This window comes from Streptomyces sp. NPDC001156 (genome assembly GCF_053598275.1).
The window spans coordinates 1-18,880 of the sequence record NZ_JBSFJX010000151.1; the positions used below are offsets into that span (position 1 = coordinate 1).

At 69.4% G+C, this 18,880-nt stretch carries 15 protein-coding genes and 1 pseudogene; 10 read left to right on the top strand and 6 right to left on the bottom strand.

Going from position 1 to position 18,880, the window contains the following annotated elements; genetic code table 11:
* Positions 1-243 precede the first annotated feature (243 nt).
* Positions 244-873, bottom strand: a complete 630-nt coding sequence (locus tag ACWDA7_RS38685) for a DUF3566 domain-containing protein (RefSeq protein WP_450610890.1) — start codon at positions 871-873, stop codon at positions 244-246.
* Between the two features lie 616 nt (positions 874-1,489).
* Between ACWDA7_RS38685 and ACWDA7_RS38690 the strand changes: the two genes are divergently transcribed.
* The gene (locus ACWDA7_RS38690) at positions 1,490-2,875 is read left to right on the top strand and encodes an FAD-binding oxidoreductase (RefSeq protein WP_450610892.1); all 1,386 of its coding nucleotides are present in this window, start codon (positions 1,490-1,492) and stop codon (positions 2,873-2,875) included.
* 339 nt (positions 2,876-3,214) lie between these two features.
* The gene (locus ACWDA7_RS38695; protein WP_450610894.1) at positions 3,215-5,755 is read left to right on the top strand and encodes a discoidin domain-containing protein; all 2,541 of its coding nucleotides are present in this window, start codon (positions 3,215-3,217) and stop codon (positions 5,753-5,755) included.
* 275 nt (positions 5,756-6,030) lie between these two features.
* On the opposite strand, the gene ACWDA7_RS38700 is transcribed toward ACWDA7_RS38695, so the two are convergent.
* On the bottom strand, positions 6,031-6,315 hold the full coding sequence (locus ACWDA7_RS38700; protein ID WP_450610896.1) for a hypothetical protein: 285 nt from the start codon (positions 6,313-6,315) through the stop codon (positions 6,031-6,033).
* A gap of 183 nt (positions 6,316-6,498) precedes the next feature.
* On the bottom strand, positions 6,499-7,920 hold the full coding sequence (locus ACWDA7_RS38705; RefSeq protein ID WP_450610915.1) for a DHA2 family efflux MFS transporter permease subunit: 1,422 nt from the start codon (positions 7,918-7,920) through the stop codon (positions 6,499-6,501).
* Between the two features lie 126 nt (positions 7,921-8,046).
* Between ACWDA7_RS38705 and ACWDA7_RS38710 the strand changes: the two genes are divergently transcribed.
* Entirely contained in the window at positions 8,047-8,478 is a 432-nt protein-coding gene (locus ACWDA7_RS38710; RefSeq protein ID WP_450610917.1) for a MarR family winged helix-turn-helix transcriptional regulator, read from the top strand.
* A gap of 248 nt (positions 8,479-8,726) precedes the next feature.
* Positions 8,727-9,512, top strand: coding sequence for a polysaccharide deacetylase family protein (locus ACWDA7_RS38715; RefSeq protein WP_450610898.1), 786 nt, complete (start codon positions 8,727-8,729; stop codon positions 9,510-9,512).
* Between the two features lie 57 nt (positions 9,513-9,569).
* Here the strand turns inward: ACWDA7_RS38715 and ACWDA7_RS38720 are convergent, their stop codons facing one another.
* Both ACWDA7_RS38720 and ACWDA7_RS38725 read right to left on the bottom strand, forming a co-directional pair.
* Complete coding sequence (locus ACWDA7_RS38720; protein ID WP_450610900.1) at positions 9,570-9,917, bottom strand: DUF1330 domain-containing protein; 348 nt, start codon at positions 9,915-9,917, stop codon at positions 9,570-9,572.
* Positions 9,918-10,330: 413 nt separating this feature from the next.
* Positions 10,331-11,806 (bottom strand): glycoside hydrolase family 47 protein, encoded by a 1,476-nt coding sequence (locus ACWDA7_RS38725; protein ID WP_450610901.1) that lies wholly within the window; start codon positions 11,804-11,806, stop codon positions 10,331-10,333.
* Between the two features lie 350 nt (positions 11,807-12,156).
* Between ACWDA7_RS38725 and ACWDA7_RS38730 the strand changes: the two genes are divergently transcribed.
* The 4 genes from ACWDA7_RS38730 (at position 12,157) to ACWDA7_RS38745 (ending at position 16,982) form a co-directional block, all read left to right on the top strand.
* On the top strand, positions 12,157-13,740 hold the full coding sequence (locus ACWDA7_RS38730) for a CYTH and CHAD domain-containing protein (RefSeq protein ID WP_450610903.1): 1,584 nt from the start codon (positions 12,157-12,159) through the stop codon (positions 13,738-13,740).
* Positions 13,741-13,844: 104 nt separating this feature from the next.
* On the top strand, positions 13,845-14,036 hold the full coding sequence (locus ACWDA7_RS38735; protein ID WP_450610905.1) for a hypothetical protein: 192 nt from the start codon (positions 13,845-13,847) through the stop codon (positions 14,034-14,036).
* Positions 14,033-16,378: a glycoside hydrolase family 65 protein gene (locus ACWDA7_RS38740; RefSeq protein ID WP_450610907.1), complete on the top strand. Its 2,346-nt coding sequence runs from the start codon at positions 14,033-14,035 to the stop codon at positions 16,376-16,378. Before ACWDA7_RS38735 ends, ACWDA7_RS38740 begins: the two co-directional genes overlap by 4 nt.
* 79 nt (positions 16,379-16,457) lie before the next feature.
* A complete protein-coding gene (locus ACWDA7_RS38745; RefSeq protein ID WP_450610909.1) occupies positions 16,458-16,982 on the top strand; it encodes a GNAT family N-acetyltransferase in 525 nt (174 codons plus the stop codon).
* A 78-nt stretch (positions 16,983-17,060) separates the two neighbouring features.
* On the opposite strand, the gene ACWDA7_RS38750 is transcribed toward ACWDA7_RS38745, so the two are convergent.
* Positions 17,061-17,555 carry a PaaI family thioesterase gene (locus ACWDA7_RS38750; protein ID WP_450610911.1) on the bottom strand — a complete coding sequence of 165 codons (495 nt, stop codon included), beginning with the start codon at positions 17,553-17,555 and terminating at the stop codon, positions 17,061-17,063.
* A gap of 89 nt (positions 17,556-17,644) precedes the next feature.
* Between ACWDA7_RS38750 and ACWDA7_RS38755 the strand changes: the two genes are divergently transcribed.
* Positions 17,645-18,112: a winged helix-turn-helix transcriptional regulator gene (locus ACWDA7_RS38755; RefSeq protein ID WP_450610913.1), complete on the top strand. Its 468-nt coding sequence runs from the start codon at positions 17,645-17,647 to the stop codon at positions 18,110-18,112.
* Between the two features lie 185 nt (positions 18,113-18,297).
* Positions 18,298-18,669, top strand: a pseudogene (locus ACWDA7_RS38760) (alpha/beta fold hydrolase); the annotation flags it as partial.
* Between the last annotated feature and the right edge of the window lie 211 nt (positions 18,670-18,880).

The window sequence follows — 18,880 nt, forward strand, 5'->3', positions numbered from 1 at the left end:
CGCCAGAACCCCGCAAGCCCGCACGGGGCCGCCGCAACCGCCCCCCTGGGTCGCAGCAACAGAGCCGCTTGCTCGTTACTAACCCACGCTCCTAGGGCATCCTCGGAGGAACCAGGTGAATCGTCCGAGCAGGCACGGGGAACTCGCGCCCCCCGCACCACATGGTGACCTCCGGCAGGGATGCCGGCCAGTCGGCCACCGTGGCGGCGTGCGCGGTGTCAAAAGGAAGAAGAACCATACGTCTCAATCGCTCAAGGGCCCGTGGCCTGATCCGACATCATCGACCGGCGGAGCGCGGGAATCTCGTTCCGTCGGAGCCGCGGCGTCCTCCTCCATGGTCAACTCGACTCCACCGGCGCATACCGACGACCAGTTGTAGATGAAGGCTGCCAGGGTCGCCAGCGCGGTGGCCAGCACGGCTTCCACCAGTACGACGATGACGACGGCGAGGGCGCGTCCCCAGCTGAAGGACGGCCATTGATCCGGGTCCGCCGCGTTCAGCGTGATCCATGCGGCGAGCACGGTCACGATGAGGCCCAGGCCCAGGCCGAGCGACATCAGGAGGCTCGTCATCATCACCGACCAGGGGTCGGCCTTCGATATCCGCAGCCGCGCGTTCCGGGCCCGTGGCTTGCGACGGTGGGGCGGGGTCCGCTGAATCGCATTCGGGGGGTGTGGCGCGGTGGCGCCGTCGTCGGGGCGGCCTGGTTGTCGTCCGTCCGGCGCCGCAGGCCCGGCTGTGTCCGCGTCCGCTGCCGTGGGTGCGCTGGAGTGGCGTATTCGCTCGTCCTGTCGACTATTGCGCCGGGCAGCGGCACTGTCCCCCTCGGTCTGGGGACCTCCGGCACCGGCACCGCGCTCGGTTTCGCTCATGTCCTTCCTCCTCTTGCCTGACGCAGCGGCCCTTGTGGGCGCCGTCCGATGCGCCCGGGCAGGCAGATGGGCGTCCGTGGCGGTGCGGGGTGGCTCGTCGAATTGGCTGGTCGGGGGGCGCTCGGCAACGGAGGCAAGGTGGTGGCGCGTGGTTCGGCCGGTCTCGTACTGAAAGGGGCCCGGCCCGCAGGTACGTGCCCAGCGCGGAGTCACCCCGAAGGAGACGTCGACGCCGCGTCGGCCCTGCTCGGCCCGATGGACGCCCTGCGGGCGGAGCGGCAGCGCGTCACGGTCGGTGGCCTCTCACGGCGAACGGGTTCGGCATCCGGCATCATTGCATCGGGCGTCGTCCCGTTTGTGTGCGCTTCAGACGTTATGCGGGAACCCAGATTCCTGCACCCCGGTGCGGTCCAGAAGGGCGTACGGGCACCGCTCGCTGCGTCGTACACGAGGCTGCTCTGAGTGCGGGCGGTACGACGGCGGGATCGCCGAGGTGCCGTGCCCGTCCAGGCTGCCGGGAGCAGCGGGCCGTTGAAATTGCAGCGAGCCGTCACTGGCGGGACGCTGGTCCAGTCAGCCCTGTGGCGGGCCGGCTGTGCGCCACCAGGAGATCGTCATGGACACCGCAACTCTGGACGCGATGAAGGCCACGCTGCGCGGACCGGTCATCGGTCCGCAGGACGCCGAGTACTCCCGGGCCCGCACGGTCTACAACGCGATGATCGACAAGCGTCCGGCCGCCCTTGTGCGGTGCACGGACGCTGCGGATGTCCTGGCTGCGGTCGACTTCGTCCGTGACAACGGACTGGAACTCGCCGTCCGGGGTGGCGGGCACAGCGGCCCCGGTCTGTGTCTGGTGGACGACGGCGTCACCATCGACCTCTCCCCGATGCGCTGGGTACGGGTCGACCCCGTGGTCCGGATCGCCCAGGTCGGCGGCGGCAGCCTGCTCGGCGACCTCGACCATGCCGCGCACGCCTTCGGGCTCGCCACTCCCGGGGGCATCATCTCGACGACCGGAGTCGGGGGCCTGACCCTCGGCGGTGGCCACGGCTACCTCACCCGCACCCACGGCCTGACCGTGGACAATCTGCTGGCCGCGGACGTCGTGCTGGCCGACGGCAGTTTCGTCACCGCGAACGAGACGGACACACCGGATCTGTTCTGGGCACTGCGCGGGGGCGGCGGCAACTTCGGCATCGTCACCTCCTTCACCTACCGGCTGCATCCCGTGGACACGGTCGGCGTCGCGATCACCTTGTGGCCGGTCGACGGCACCCGTGATGTGCTGGCGTGGTATCGCGAGTTCCTGCCGCAGGCGCCCGAGGACGTGTACGCCTTCTTCGCGGCCTTCGTGATCCCGCCCGCCCCGCCGTTCCCCGAAGAGCTCCACGGACAGAAGATGTGCGGCATCGTGGGCTGCCACACGGGCGATCCGAGCCGCTTCGAGGAGGCGTTCACGGCGGTGCAAGAGCCTGGACGGCCGACCTTCCACTTCACGACGCGGATGCCGTACCCGGCGTTGCAGAGCATGTTCGACGCCCTCCTCCCCGCCGGCCACCAGTGGTACTGGCGCGGCGACTTCTTCGACGGCATTCCGGATGGCGCCCTGGACGTGCACCTCAAGTACGGCGAGAACATTCCCACGCCGCTCTCGCTCCTGCACCTCTACCCGGTCGACGGGGCCGCCCACCGGGTGGGCCCGGACGACACCGCATGGGGCTACCGGGACGCCGTCTGGTCCGGCGTCGTGGCCGGAGTCGACCCCGACCCCGACAACGCCGAGATCATCAAGCACTGGTGTGTCGACTACTGGCAGGAGCTGCACCCGTACTCCATGGGCGGCTCCTACGTGAACTTCATGGGCACGGGCGAGAGCCAGGAACGCGTACGGGCCACGTACGGAAACCACTACGACCGGCTCGCGCGGATCAAGCGCACCTACGACCCGGACAATCTCTTCCGCGCCAATCAGAACATCGAGCCGGCCCGGCAGGCATGACCGCGGTTCCTGTCGGGGGCGGCCCCGAGGTGCCGGAAGGCGCCCAGAGCCAGGTCCGACGCCCCCGCCGTGCCACTTCTTGAACGCACGAGCGCACGGAACGACCACCTTTGTGACCAGGAGTTGAAAGATTCCGCTGTTCGGGGACTTCCCACTGCGACGACTCATCAGTTAAATCAAGACGTGAACTAAGCGTATTCACAAGCTACTTCACCTTCCACGCCGATCGGGGCAGCGCAGGAGGCCGCTCCCCGGGGCCGTCTGTGCACAGGGCAGGGCACGTATCCGATCCCCCCGCTCGTCGTGGCACCCCCACCCTTCGGACCCGCAGGAACCCACATGACACTGAGATCTTTGGGTGTCGCGCTGGCCGCCGCAGCAGCGCTGATCACCCTGCCGTCCACCCATACGTCCGCCGCCGCGGCCGAAACGCCTCTGTCCCAGGGCAGGACGGCCACCTCGTCGTCCGACGAGAACGCCGGGACCCCGGCGGCGAACGCCGTGGACGGCGATACCGGCACCCGCTGGTCGTCGGCCGCCAGTGACACACAATGGCTCCAGGTCGACCTCGGCTCCACGGCCTCGATCACCAAGGTCGTCCTCAACTGGGAGACCGCCTACGGCAAGGACTACAAGGTCCAGGCCTCCGAGGACGGCAGCAACTGGACCGACCTGAAGTCCGTCACCGGCGGTGACGGTGGACTCGACTCCCTCGACGTCTCCGGCCAGGGCCGCTACGTCAGGATGTACGGCATCCACCGGGCCACCCAATGGGGCTACTCCCTCTGGGAGTTCCAGGTCTTCGGCACCGCCGGCGGCGCCGCGCCCTCGTGCGACCCGGCCAATGCCGCCAAGGGCAAGCAGGCCTCGGCCTCCTCCACGGAGAACGCGGGCACCCCCGCCTCCGCCGCCTTCGACGGCGACACCGGCACCCGCTGGTCCAGCCAGGCCTCCGACCCACAGTGGGTCCAGGTCGACCTGGGCTCGGTCCAGAGCCTGTGCAAGGTGGATCTGACCTGGGAGGCCGCCTACGCCAAGGAGTTCCAGATCCAGGCCTCCACGGACGGCCAGAGCTGGACCACTCTCAAGAGCGTCACGGGCGCGGCCGGCGGCACCGCGTCCTACGACGTGAGCGGCTCGGGCCGCTACCTCCGTGTCTACGGGACGGTCCGTGGGACGGGCTACGGCTACTCACTGTGGGAGGTCGCCGTCCACACCGGCTCTTCCGGTACTCCTCCCGTGCAGGGCGGCGGTGACCTCGGTCCCAACGTCATCGTCGTGGACCCCTCGACGCCCAACCTCCAGCAGAAGTTCGACCAGGTCTTCGCCCAGCAGGAGTCCAGCCAGTTCGGTACCGGCCGCTACCAGTTCCTGCTGAAGCCGGGCACCTACAACAGCATCAACGCGCAACTCGGCTTCTACACCTCGATCTCCGGACTGGGCCTCAACCCCGACGACACCCAGATCAACGGTGACATCACCGTCGACGCGGGCTGGTTCAACGGCAACGCGACGCAGAACTTCTGGCGTTCGGCGGAGAACCTCGCCATCAGGCCTTCCAACGGGACCGACCGCTGGGCCGTCGCCCAGGCCGCCCCGTTTCGCCGGATACATGTCCAGGGCGGCCTCAACCTCGCCCCCAATGGCTACGGTTGGGCCTCCGGCGGCTACATCGCCGACTCGAAGATCGACGGCACGGTCGGACCCTACTCCCAGCAGCAGTGGTATACCCGTGACAGTTCGGTCGGCGGCTGGACCAACGGCGTGTGGAACATGACGTTCACGGGTGTCCAGGGCGCCCCGGCGACCAACTTCGACTCCGGCCCGTACACCACGCTGGACACCACGCCCGTCTCCCGCGAGAAGCCGTTCCTCTACCTGGACGGCAGCGCCTACAAGGTCTTCGTCCCCGCCAAGCGCACCAACGCACGGGGCGTGTCCTGGCCCGCGAACGCCGGCACTTCGCTTCCGCTCGACCAGTTCTACGTGGTCAAGCCGGGAGCGAGCGCCGCGACGATCAACGCCGCGCTCGCCCAGGGGCTCAACCTGCTGTTCACCCCGGGCATCTACCACCTCGACCAGACCATCAACGTCACCCGGGCCGACACCGTGGTGCTCGGGCTCGGCCTGGCCACGCTCGTCCCCGACAACGGGATCGACGCGATGCACGTGGCCGATGTCGACGGGGTCAAGCTCGCCGGATTCCTGATCGACGCAGGCCCCGTCAACTCCGACACCCTGCTGCAGATCGGCACGCCCGGTTCCTCCGCCGACCACTCGGCCAACCCCACGACGATGCAGGACGTGTTCGTCCGGATCGGCGGCGCGGGCCCCGGTCTGGCCACCAACTCGGTCGTGGTCAACAGCAACAACGTCATCATCGACCACACCTGGCTCTGGCGCGCCGACCACGGCAGCGGAGTCGGCTGGGACACCAACCGCGCCGACTTCGGCCTGCGCGTCAACGGCAACGACGTACTGGCCACGGGCCTGTTCGTGGAGCACTTCAACAAGTACGACGTCTACTGGAGCGGAGAGCGCGGCCGGACGATCTTCTTCCAGAACGAGAAGGCCTACGACGCCCCGAACGCCGCCGCCATCACCCACGACGGCATCGTCGGATACGCGGCCTACAAGGTCGCCGACACGGTGAACGTCCATGAGGCATGGGGCCTCGGCAGCTACTGCAACTTCACGGCCGACCCGACGATCGTCCAGGCCCACGGCTTCCAGGCGCCCGTCAAACCGGGCATCAAGATGCACGATCTCCTGGTCATCTCCCTCGGCGGCAAGGGTCAGTACGCCCACGTGATCAACGACACCGGCTCCCCCACCTCGGGAACGGACACCGTGCCCTCCAAGGTCACCCAGTTCCCCTGACGCAAGATGCCGGCTCGGGACACCAGATGTCCCGAGCCGGTACCAGGGGCTCCGGACCGGCCTGCCCGGACCGGAGCCCGTCCGTCACGCGGCACCGCGCCTCGCGCCCCAGCCGGGCCACGCGTTCAGCCGGGAGTTGCACCGCGGCGAGTCGGCAGGTCCTGCCGGTCCGGCACAAACCCCTCATGCCGCGTGCTCGCCGCACAAGAACCTGGGTTCCGCCGATGCCGTCGTGGCCGGGCACCACGGTCCGCGGCCTGGACGGTCACGGCGCATCAGCGCGACGGTCTGACCGCTTCCCCGTCCGTGACGGCGGATCCCGGATGACAGTCGGCCACTGCCACCCCGGCGCGCCGCAGGGCCGAAGGCGGCGCCTCCGCCTCGATCGCCCGCAGGCAGGGGATGCAGTACTCCTCGCTGCCGCCCGGGTCGTCGGGCGTGGGTTTCGCCCGCTCCCCCATGAGCCGGCCGCACAGGGCGCTGCCATCGGGGTCGAGCACATGCCACAGCTGCCCGATCCCGGCCTCCGTCGCCACACATTCGGCGCGCATCTCGTACATCTGCCACCTCCCACACGAGCGGGGTTGCGGTCAAGGCCATGAGACGGGAATGCGTCCGTATCGGCTACTCACACCGGCCAAGCGGGTGAGTGCAGCACTCTCTGTGATGAGCGTCCTTCCTTGTCCACAAGCCTTCCTCCGGTTGGGTGCCACCAGGAGACGGGCAGCCGGGGAGAGACGTGGTCAGTGGGTGCTTTCACGCCGAGGCCGGATCGGAGCGGACCGGCTTGAGGCAGCAGTGCCGCGTGCCGCGACTCGGGCGGGGCCGTCGGGCAGGGTGAAGGCGAAGACCGAGGTGACGGCCGCGATCGCGGCCAGGGCCAGGTAGGCGTGCTGGTAGGCGGCGATGGGAGGGTCGGCGGCCGCCGCTGCCGGGGTGCTCAGTACCAGAGCGGTGGTCACCGCGGCGGGTGCGAGGGCGCCCCCGGTCTGGCGTACGACGGTGTTCAGCGTGGAGGCCTGGGCCAGGTCCTGCCGGGCGATGGTCGCCAGTGAGGCCACCATCGTGGGCATGAAGACCCCGCCCATGGCGACGCCGAGCAGGAACATATAGCCGCGGAAGGTCCACAGGCCGGTGTGCTCGTCGCAACCGGCGAAGAGCAGCAGGACCACGCTGACGCCGGCCAGACCGCAGCCGACGATGACCCGCGGTCCGATCCTGGCGTAGAGCACACCGGCGATCTGAACGGTGAGCAGCACGCCGAAGGCTTCGGGGAAGGTGCTGGAGCCGGACTCCAGGGCGGTGCGGCCCTGTCCTTGCTGCAGGAACAGTGGGCCCAGGTACATGGCGCCCAGGATCGGCACCAGGCCCACCAGATTGATCAGGTTGGTGTCCCGGAAGAGCCGGTCCGCGAAGAGACGGAGCCTCAGCAGGGGTTCGGAGGTGCGCAGTTCGTACGTGATGGCGGCGGCCAGCAGGAGTCCGCCGAGCACCAGGGAGGTCAGCACGGTCGGTGAGGTCCAGCCGCGGTTGGGGCCGTCACAGATGCCGAACATGAGGGCGCCGAGGGAGGCGGCGCTCAGCAGCAGCCCGGTCAGGTCGAACCGGCCGGGCCGGTGGCCACGGTGCCGTTCCAGGAACAGCGCCCCGAACAGCACGGCCGGCAGGCCCACCGGCAGGTTGACGTAGAAGACCCAGCGCCAGGACAGGTGGTCCACCAGCAGACCCCCGAGGACGGGCGCGGCGGCCGGCGCCATCTGCTGCGGGATGATCATGTACCGGGAGATTCGCACCTGCTCCGCGGAGTTGAAGGTGGCGAACAGCAGGGCGGCCGAGGCCGGGAAGAGCACTCCCGCGGAGAGTCCCTGGACCGCGCGGAACGCGAGAAGCCGGCCGAGATCGGGGGCTGTGCCGCACAGCAGTGAGGAAACGAGGAAGGCGGCGAGGGCGATGAGCAGGACGCGTTTGGCGCCGAACCGCTCGACCAGCCAGGCCGAGGCGGGTATGGCCATGGCCAGGCACACCGGGTAGACCACGACCACCCCGTCGAGGGCGGCCGTGGTCAGGCCGAACTGACGGGCGATCGAGGGAAGGGCCACGGTGGTGATCGCTCCGTCGACGATCGCGATGAACGTCACGCTGACGCACATCACAGGGACGACCAAGCGCTGGCTGAGGCGGAAAGCGGGGAGGGACGGCGCGGGAGGGCGTCGAGGCAGCAGCACATACTGAGGATACTCACTATGTCCTGCTCATAGAATTCGACGTTGAAGAACGGAGCGGGGAGCGACATGGCAGTGCACGGCAGCAGCGACATCCTGGTGGACGAGCTCTACGAGACGACGCATCGACTGCGCCAGTTCGTCGAGATCCGGCTCCGGGCCAACGGAGCGTCGGTCGCCCGGCTGCGCGCGCTGCGGATGCTCGCCCGGGCGGAACAGCCCCTGAGGATGCGGGACCTGAGCGAGATGACCGGCGTGGCGGCACGGACCACGACCAGCATCGTGGACAGCCTGGAACGCGACGGTCTGGTCGAGCGCGTACGCCATCCGAGCGATCGCCGGGCATTCCTGCTGCGCCTGACCGACGAAGGCCTGCGCCGCCACCGCGAGGCGGAGGAGGTGGACCGCCTCGCACTCGCCGAGGCGACCGCCGCCTTGGGCCCGGAGGACCGCGCCACGTTGCGGGCGTTGCTCGCCCGCATCCGCGAGGCGACCACCTGACGCCGCGCGCCTCGCCTGCACGGTCCGTGTGCGCCCCCGGCGCCGCGGAGGCCCGGATGCTGTCCATCAGCAACGTAGCGGACCAAGGCCCCGTACGGGCTTGGCCCCGTCACGCGCCGCTGGTGGAGGCCGCGTCGCGAGATCCCCACGGAATCGTCCGCGCTCTGTAACGGACGCATCCCGCGGCCGGCCGGCTCCGTCCTGACGGGTGCATGGGCACCGGAACGACGGCAAGGGGCGGGGCGGACATGGGGTGGCGTGGTGGACGAGGTTGGTACGGCCGGGTGCTCGCGGCGGCCGTCGGAGTGACGGCGGCGGCAGCCGCCACCTCGGTATGGACAGCACAGGCCGGGCCCATCGAGGGGCGGCACGCACCTGGGGGCGTCGCGCAGTCCCCTTCGGCGGCCGTCCCGGGCTCCGCGCAGGCAGCGGTGTCGGCGGACATCGTCCATGCCTCGGACCGCGGCGCCCGGGGCGTCAACATCACGATCGACGACGGACCGGACCCCGTCTGGACGCCGCAGGTACTCCAGGTGCTGCGGGAGAACGGCGTGCGGGCGACCTTCTGCATGGTGGGCACCCAGGCCCGGGCCCACCCGGATCTGGTCAGGTCGGTGGTGGCGGCCGGGCACCGGCTGTGCGACCACACGGTGTCGCACGACACCGCCATGGACACCAAGTCCCAGACCTACCAGTCGCAGCAGATCCTCGACGCCCAACGCATGATCACCGAGGCGTCCGGGGGCGTGCGGCCGCTCTACTACCGGGCCCCTGGCGGTGCCTTCACCCCCTTCAGCCGCAAGCTCGCCGCCTCCCACGGCATGCGGCCGCTCGGCTGGAACGTCGACTCGAAGGACTTCGAGCGTCCCGGCACGGACACCATCGTCGCCACCGTCAGGAACGAGGTCCGCAACGGGCCGACCATCCTGTTCCACGACGCGGGCGGGGACCGCTCGCAGACCGTTGCCGCCCTGCGCCAGGTCCTGCCGTGGCTGAAGCAGCAGGGGTACTCCTTCGGTTTTCCGGTGCGCTGAGCACGGCTCGTCGGGACCTGTTCCAAGAGTCCGCCGGGCCGGACCGGGGTCCGAGGGCTACTGCGCGAGCAGGGATTCGCGCATCGCCCGGGCCGTGCCGGCCGGGTCGTAGCCGTTCGGAACGCCCGGGACCAGGATGATGTCGCCTTCGATGTGCCGTGAGCGCAGCGGCGCGATCTCCTGGTACTGCGGTGAGTCCCACCAGGCCCGCGCTTCGTCGATCCCGGGGAAGGCGATCACGACGACGTGTCCGGGCCAGCTGCCCTCCTTCACCTCGTGCTGCGCGGCGTGGACGAGGAAACGGCCGCCGTACGGCTCGAAGGTGGCGGTGATGCGCTCGATGTACTCGGCGATCTCCGGATGCGGGGCGGCCTCTTGCAAGTGGGCAATGGCATAGGCGGGCATGGCGTCCTCCCGGTCGGTCGGCTCCGTACGCAGTCGATCGTGACATGCGGAGGGCGCAGGCTCACCAGTTTGGATTAGCGAAGCGTAGTGAACCTGTGGCAGAGTGCTACGCGCATGCCCGGCGCCCAGGCGACGTCGGGCACCCTCCTCGGTCGGGTCTTGCGGCCCGGTCGACCAGCGTCCGGGGGGACGTGCCACGCGGGCTGGCGGCTCCTGTCGTTCAGTACCAGGGCACGAAGGCGATTGGCTCCCAAGGCTGAGCAACGCTCAGGCTCGCTAAGCCAGTTAGAGACGCTCGATTACCTCGCAAGGAAGCCGGACAGAAGGGTGAGTCGCAGGGTGGCGGCTGCCCCGGCAGAGCGCATGCGGGGTGTGCGCGACGGCGGGTGGTTGCCGAGGTCAGAGCCCCGGCGTCACTTCGCTGGTGACGGGGGGCCGGTGACAGTGCGGCGCAGTCCGCGGAGGATCTTCGCCTCCGTGCTGAGGTAGCCGCTGTCGTAGTCGAAACGCGGGGCGTCCGCGAAGGTGAGGTAGAGCCATTTGAAGTTCTCGGCGAAGACGTACGCGGGACAGTAGTCGCCCTTGGTCATGGGGCGCTTCGTCACATCGGTCACGATGGTGTAGCCGCCCGGGACCCTGTGGTAGGCCTTGAGGTTCGTGAAGTAGCGCCAGGCGGTGGTCCGGTAGAACGGGTCCCCAGTCCGCCGGTAGAGATCGAAGGCGCAGTTCGCGTACTCCGGGCGCAGCGCGTTGTCGGGCACCCGGACGGTGAGATGGGTGTAGTCGATCTCCTCCGGGATCACGATGTACTTGTCCTGGACGGCGGTCCAGGACAAGTAGTAGTCCGCGGCCAGTTGATCGTCGCCGCCCGCGGACAGGATGCAGACGGCCAGGCTGGACTGCAGGCGGCTCAGCGTGGCCGCGGTGAGGTGGTCGACCTGCTTGAACCAGAGCAGGCCGCCCACTCGCTCCGCGAGGTGCTTCTTGAGGGAGGCGTCGAACATGCGGAACCAGCGCAGGCAGTCGCGGTCGCCGAACATGGCCCAACCGCCCCACAGGTACTCGTAGAAGGAGTCCACGGGCGGATTGGGGGCGACGTCCCGTCCGTCGACCCACCGGCCGCTCTCCACGTTCATGCTGGTGCCCATCAGATCGATGGACGAGCGGTGCTCCACCGCCGCCGCAAGAGAACGCTTGGCGGCCAGGTAGTACCGGGGGTCGCCGGTGAGCTGCGACAGGACCCCCAGTTCCAGGATGTTCGTGCCGATCTCCGCCAGTGGCACCGTGGCACCCGACACCGCGCCGGTGCGCAGATTGACCCTCCGATAGGGCATCCCGGTGGGGGACTTGGTGAAGGCGGGCAGCAGCCGGTTCGCCAAGTCCACGCACCGGGCGAGCAACTCCTTGTCGCCGGTGGCGAGATGACCGGCCAGCAGGCCGCCCACCAGGCGGATGATCGCTTCGAAGACGAGGAAGTCGGCGTCCAGGTCGAAGTCCAGATGCGATCGGATCCAGCGCACGCTGCGGTCGACCTCGTCGTCCAGGCCCATGACGTAGTGGGTGTCGAGGGCTTCGACGATGGACAGGCCCACGGGATACCGCCTGGAGAAGAACTCACGGTATCCGCCCGAGACCGGCAGCACCTCGTCATGGCCCCACGCGTACGTCCGGTAGCCGTTCCAGGCGTGCAGGAACTCGGCCCGGATCTCCTGTGCCTTCTGCCCGTCCGCAGGCCCCGTCTTCGAGATCGGCGACATGCTCGGCTCTGCTCCGGTGACCCTGGACGAAGGTGCGGTCGCACGCGGCACCGTACTCAGCGCCCCCACGACGGCGGTCCCGGCGAGCGCCGACACAGCGCTCAGGAAACCGCGGCGCAAGGGGTCGTGCACACGAGGCCTCCCGAGGCGCGTCATGGTGCGGAACCTTCCGGCCGTAGCGGATCACAGAGCGCCACATTGTGCACGATTTGTCACTGTCTGTCGCGACAGCACGCCGTATCACGCCTCGGCGACCCGCCACCGGGTGACACTGCTCGTGTCGTACGGCAATGATCGCCGTCGGCGGCGTACGGCCGCCCGGGAGAGCCGTCCCCTGGCGGTGAGGCGCCGCGGGTGCCGCCCTCTCGCGGCTCTGTCCGGCCCGCGGACCAGCGCCCTTCCGCCCCGGCTGAGGGTTCGCGACAGCGGGCGCCCCGGACCTCGTCGTGTTTGAGACCGCGGATTGTGTCAACGGGCACTGTATGGCCCAGTCGAAAATAGAGACAGAACGCAAGTACATGGCACCTGCTGTGGACGACGTCTCGTGGCTGCCCGATCTGATCGGTGTGGATCGTGTCGAGTCGCTGGTCGACCGCGGGATCCAGGAGCTGGACGCCGTCTACTACGACACCGCCGATCTCCGGCTCAACCGCAGCTCGGCAACCCTACGGCGCAGGACTGGCGGCACGGACGCCGGCTGGCATCTCAAGCTGCCCCTGGTCGACGACAGCCGGGAGGAGATCCATGTCCCATTGGCCGAGGAGATACCGGAGGAGCTGCGTGAGCTGACCCTTTCCCGGACGCACGGCGTGCCGCTTCGGCCCGTGCTGCACCTGCGCACCACCCGTTCCGTGCGCGACCTGGTCGACGCCGACGGCGGTGCGCTCGCCGAGCTGAGTCTGGACACGGTCCGTGCCGACTCACTGCTGCATGAGGGCGGCCACACCGAATGGACCGAGCTGGAGGTGGAGCTCGCCGAGGGCGCCGACCCCGCACTGCTGAATCGCATCGACAAGGTACTGGGCAAGAAGGGCGTCGCTCGCGACCGGAGCCCGTCCAAGCTCGCCCACGCCCTGGCGGAGACGGCACCGCACGAGGGCGGCGACCGAGAGCCGCAAGGAGCCGCCGCTCCCGGCTCTGCCGGTGCGTACCTGTCCAGCTATCTGGCCGACGAGGTGCAGGCTCTGGTGGACCTGGATCCCGCGGTCCGCCGCAGCGCTCCCGACGCGGTGCACCAGATGCGCGTCACCTGCCGCCACCTGCGCGGAACCCTGCGCGCCTACCGTGCCGTCCTCGATCGCGAGGTCACCGAACCCATCCGCGCGGAACTGAAGTGGCTGGCCGGAGAGCTCGGGGCGGAGCGTGACCACGAAGTGCTGAACGACCGCCTGAGCACAGGTGTGCGGGAACTGCCCGGCGAGCTGCTCCTCGGCCCCGTCGCCGCGCGCCTGAGGGCATGGGACGTCGCGCAGCGGGCCGCGGGCCGCCGACGCACCCTGGACGCACTCAACTCGCCCCGCTACACGACGCTGCTGGACCGCCTCGGCGAGCTGAGCGCACGGCCGCCACTGCGCGCCAAAGCCGCAGGCAAGCCCGAGAAGGTCATGGTCAAAGTGCTCGGGAAGGAGTACGGCAGGCTGCAGCGGCGCATGGTCCTCGCTCTGGAACTGCCGTCGGGGCCGGACCGCGACACCGCCATCCACCAGGCCCGCAAGGCGGCAAAACGGCTGCGCTACGCCGCTCAGGCCGCCCGCCCGGCCCTGGGCAAGCCCGCCCGGCGTATCGCCAAGCGCATCAAGGCGGTACAGCAGGTGAGTGGTGATCACCACGACAGCGTGGTGGCGCGCGGTGTGCTCCGGCGTCTGGCCGTCGCAGCGCATGTGGCGGGCGAGCCCGGCTTCACCTGGGGTCTGCTCCACGGTCAGGAACGGGCCGCGTCGCGCTCCAAGGAGAAGGAGCTCCCGCTGATGTGGCGACAGGCCTCCGACCGTCGTCTGCGCAAGGCACTCAGGTGCCCCGCGCCGGCCCCGGAGGGCCTCACGCGCTCTGCTGCCCTGACGCAGTGAGCGGCGGCAAGCGGGCCCCGCGTCAGGGGCCCGCTTGCCGGACTGCACGGTCCTGCCCGTGGACCGTTGGCATGGAGGGAGGACACAACGGGCAAGGATCATCTATGGCAAATCTGGGCCTTCCGGACACATCCTCCAGGGCCTACGGCCGCGACAGCCTCGTCCAGGCGGGGAGCGAGGAGCAACCCGGCGCGAGGATCGACGGCGTCGCCGCGGAGCGCTCGCTGCCGGGCAAGGCGCGGCGCGGCACCTTCGTGGTCCAGGACGTGGCCGAGCTGCTGGAGGAGTCGCCGTGATCACTCATCCCGCCTACGAGGTCGAACCCTGGTGCGTGCGCGAGACCGGGCTCCACTGGGACGTACTGGCTCAGAGCGAATCGGTGTTCGCGCTGTCCAACGGGCACATCGGATGGCGCGGCAACCTCGAGGAGGGTGAGCCGAACGGGCTGCCGGGCTGCTACCTCAACGGCGTCCACGAAGTGCACCCCCTGCCCTACGCCGAGGCCGGATACGGCTACCCGGAATCCGGCCAGACGGTCATCAACGTCACCGACGGCAAGCTCATCCGGCTCCTGGTCGACGACGAGCAGGTCGACCTGCGGTACGGACAGCTCCGTGCGCACGAACGGGTGCTTGATCTACGGGCGGGCGTGCTGCACCGCACGTGCGAGTGGGTCTCCCCGGTGGGCAAGGCCGTCCGTCTGCGCTCCTCGCGCCTGGTCTCCTTCACTCATCGGGCCGCCGCCGCGATCGCCTACGAGGTGGAACCGCTGGACGAAGAGGTGCGGCTCGTCATCCAGTCCGAACTCGTCGCCAACGAGCCCTTGCCGCAGGCCAGCGGGGATCCGCGGGTCTCCGCCGTCCTGGAGTCTCCGCTGCGCGCCGAGGAGCACTACGCCGAGGGGGACCGGCTGCGCCTGATCCACCGCACCGAGCGCAGCGGGCTGCGCATCGCGGTCTCCGCCGGCCACGTCGTGCAGGGCCCGGAGGCCACCCAGACCTTCAGTGAGAGTTCCGACGACGTCGCCAGGTTCACCGTCATCACCGACCTCAAGCCCGGGGAGACATTGAGACTGGAGAAGTTCGTCTGCTACGGCTGGTCCGCGCTGCGCTCACTGACGGCCCTGAGGGACCAGGCGGAGGCCGCGCTCGCCGGTGCGAACAGCACCGGCTGGCAGGGCCTGGTGGATCAGCAGCGCGCCTACCTGGACGGGTTCTGGGGCCAAGCCGATGTGGAGGTCGAAGGCGACGCGGAGATCCAGCAGGCCGTCCGCTTCGCACTCTTCCACGTCCTGCAGGCCGCGGCCCGGGCCGAGCACCGCGCCATCCCCGCCAAGGGCCTGACCGGCTCGGGATACGACGGGCACTGTTTCTGGGACACCGAGACGTTCGTACTGCCGGTGCTCACCTTCATCCACCCGCGCAGCGTCACCGCGGCGCTCCACTGGCGCCGGGACACGCTGCCGGCAGCACGTGACAGGGCCGCGCAACTGGGGCTGAGAGGCGCCGCGTTCCCGTGGCGCACCATCGACGGCGCGGAATGCTCGGGCTACTGGCCGGCCGGAACGGCGGCCTTCCACATCAACGCCGACATCGCCCACGCCGTCCTGCGCTATGTCGCGGTCTCCGGTGACAAGGACTTCGAGCGCGACACAGGAGTGGAGCTGCTGGTGGAGACCGCCCGGCTGTGGCATTCGCTCGGCCACCACGACTCCCGGGGCACCTTCCACATCGACGGCGTCACCGGCCCCGACGAGTACAGCGCACTCTCGGACGACAACGTCTATACGAATCTGATGGCCCAGGCCAACATGCAGGCCGCCGCCGACTCCGTCGAACGCCACCCCGCACAGGCCGCCGCGCTCGGCGTGGACGAGGAGGAGATCGACGCGTGGCGGGCCGCCGCCAAAGCGATGGCCGTGCCCTACAACAGTGCCCTGGGCATCCATGAGCAGGCCGCGGGCTTCACCCGCCACCAGGTCTGGGACTTCACCCGGACCGGGCCCGAGGACTACCCGCTGATGCTGCACTTCCCGTACGTCGAGCTGTACCGCAAGCAAGTGGTCAAGCAAGCGGACCTCGTGCTCGCGATGTACCTGCGCAGCGACGCCTTCGACGAGGGTCAGAAGGCGCGGAACTTCGCCTACTACGAACCGATCACGGTCCGCGACTCCTCGCTCTCGGCATGCGTCCAGGCCGTCATCGCCGCCGAAGTCGGCCATCTGCGTCTGGCCTACGACTACCTGTGCGAGGCAGCGCTGATGGATCTGGACGATCTGGAGAAGAACACCCGCGACGGCCTGCACATCGCCTCACTGGCGGGCTCCTGGATCGCACTGGTCGCCGGTTTCGGAGGCATGCGTCATACGTACGACACCCTCCACTTCGCTCCCCGGCTGCCGGACCGGCTCACTCGTCTCGCCTTCTCGGTGCACGCCCGCGGCAAGTGCCTGCGCGTCGAGATCACCGAATCCGAGGCCAAGTACACCCTCGTGGAGGGCGACACCTTCAAGTTCACCCACTACCGCGAGCCGCTGACGGTGTCACGTGACGCTCCGCTGGTCCGGCCCCTCAAGCCGTTGGCCCCCATGCCGAGCCCCACCCAACCCCCGGGACGCCGCCCCGAGCGCCCCCACTGAGCGCACGGCGCGGAACGGGGCCCGCGGAGAGGACGCCACCCCGCGCCACAGTGCCAAAAGCGCTGGCTAGTGTGACGCCATGTCCGAACCCATACGTCTGCGTCCTGTCCTCGACCGCGATCTCAGCCTGCTGGAACGCCTGTACGAAGACCCGGCGGAGGCCGGGGAACTCGGTTTCTTCGGCCACCGGAATCCCGGTCAGCTGCGCCGGACGTGGGCCGAGGGCTTCATCTCAGCCCAGGGTGGACGGCTGGCCGTCGCCGCGGGCGACGATCGCTTCGTCGGCGAGGTGCAGTGGCACCAGGTCCTGCAGGGCCCGGCCTCGCCCTGCTGGAACATCGGTATCGCGTTGCTGACGGCCGAACGCGGCAAGGGCTTCGGCACGCTCGCTCAGCGCGGGCTCGCCGAGTATCTGTTCTCACACACTCAGGTCAACCGGGTCGAGGCGAGCACCGAGATCGTCAACGTCGCCGAGCAGCGGTCGCTAGAGTCGGCCGGCTTCACCCGGGAGGGCGTGCTGCGCGGAGCCTGCTTCCGAGGCGGCGCCTGGCGCGACATGGTCATCTACTCCGTGCTGCGCGGTGAGCTCGCCGGCCAGGAGTGACGCCTGCGGCACGAGCCGGGACCGCGGTGGAACGGCCTGGCCGGGCACCCGGCGAGCCCGAAGAGGGCGGATCTGCTCTCAGCTCGCCGGCACGGGGAAGAGCATGCAGCTGCTGGTGGCGTGGCCGAGCAGACGCTCCTCGGAGTCGAGCAGCTGGGCCTGCGCCAGAGCGGTGCGGCGGCCCTGGTTGAGGACGGTGCCGACGGCGCGGACCTTCCCGGTGTCGACGGTGATCGGGCGGAGGAACTTCAGGGTCAGGTCGAGCGAGGTGTATCCCATGCCCGCCGGGAGGACGGACTGCACGGCACAGCCGGCGGCGGAGTCGAGCAGGGTGGCGTAGACGCCGCCGTGAACGCTGCCGATGGGGTTGTAGTGCTCCTCCCCCGGTTCCAGGACGAAGACGGCGCGGCCGAACTCGACCTCCTCCAGGGCGAATCCGAGGGTCGCGGCGATGGGCGGGGCCGGCAGACGACCACTCAGCACGGCGCGCAGGAAGTCGAGCCCGCTCTGCTGCCCGACGGCGGCTGCGGAGACCCTCGGGTCCTCCCACTCGAACGTGCGCGACCTGGTCATTGACGTCCCTTCCTCTGCTGACTGCACCATTTGAAGCTAGCTAGTCACACCTCTGGCTGTCAATGCCGAAGCCAGCCTAGGATGTCGGTATGACCTGGCTCGAGACCAGCCCCGAGAACTGCACCGTGCAGCGCACCCTCGACCTGATCGGCGAGAAGTGGTCCCTGCTGGTGGTGCGCGACGCGATGAACGGCGTACGCCGCTTCGACGACTTCCGCCGGCACGTGGGACTGTCCGAGGCGGTACTGGCGGACCGGCTGCGCAAGCTCGTAGCCGCCGGGATCCTGGACACCGTCCCCTACCGCGAGCCGGGCCGGCGCACCCGCCACGAGTACCGGCTCACCCGCAAAGGCTGGGATCTGTGGCCCGTGATGCTCGCCCTCAAGCAGTGGGGCGACCACTACACCGCGGACCCGGAGGGACCACCCCTGGAGGTTCGCCATCGCGACTGCGGCCGGCCGCTGGAGATCGCCGTCGTCTGCGCCGACGAGCACGGGCCCCTCACGCCGTGGCAGGCCTACACGAAGCCCGGCGCCTCCGCACACGCCCTGGCCTGATCGCGCACCGGACGGAGTGGACCGCCGGCGCCCGGCCGAGCAGGCCCGGCCACCCGGTGCCGGCCGAGCCACAGCCCGCCCCGCCACAGGAGACACGGAACGGTAACGAAGCCGTGATCAGACGTAGTTGAATCGTTGCGCACCGTAGCACCGGTCTGGTCCGGGCACGGCCGCATGTCTTCGCCGTGTTCGGACTGCAGAGACTCGGCCCGAGGGTCGGCCGCCCGGCCGCCACGGCGGTGCTGGTCCACTGTCTGCTCACCGACAGCCTGGCCAGCTACTACTTCACCGTGGCCCCGGCGTTCGCGGCGGTCGGGTTCGACGTGGTCATGTACGACCTGAGGAGCCACGGCCGCAGTCAACGCCCGGTTGAGGGCTACACCCTGGACCACAACATCGACGACCTGGAGGCCCTGCTCGACCGGCTGGAGGTGACCGGTCCCGTGCATCTCGTCGGCAACTCCTATGGCGGAACGATCGCCTTCGGGTACGCGGTACGCCACCCGGAGCGAACGGCAAGTGTCAGCCTGATCGAGTCCGAACCGGCCACCGCTGCCAGGAAGTCTCGCGGGCCGAGCTGACCGGGGCCGAGGCCCGGTGAGCGGATTCCTGTTCGTCGTACCGGCGTTGGTGGGGCACATCAACCGTTCCTAGTCAGTGAGCAGGAGTGAGCCTTGTACCCAGTCCTGGTCAACTGGCGCATCCCGAACGGTGGTGGATGCACTGGTCTCCCGCGTTCGCGCCGCGTCCGGCGACACGGATCGTGTC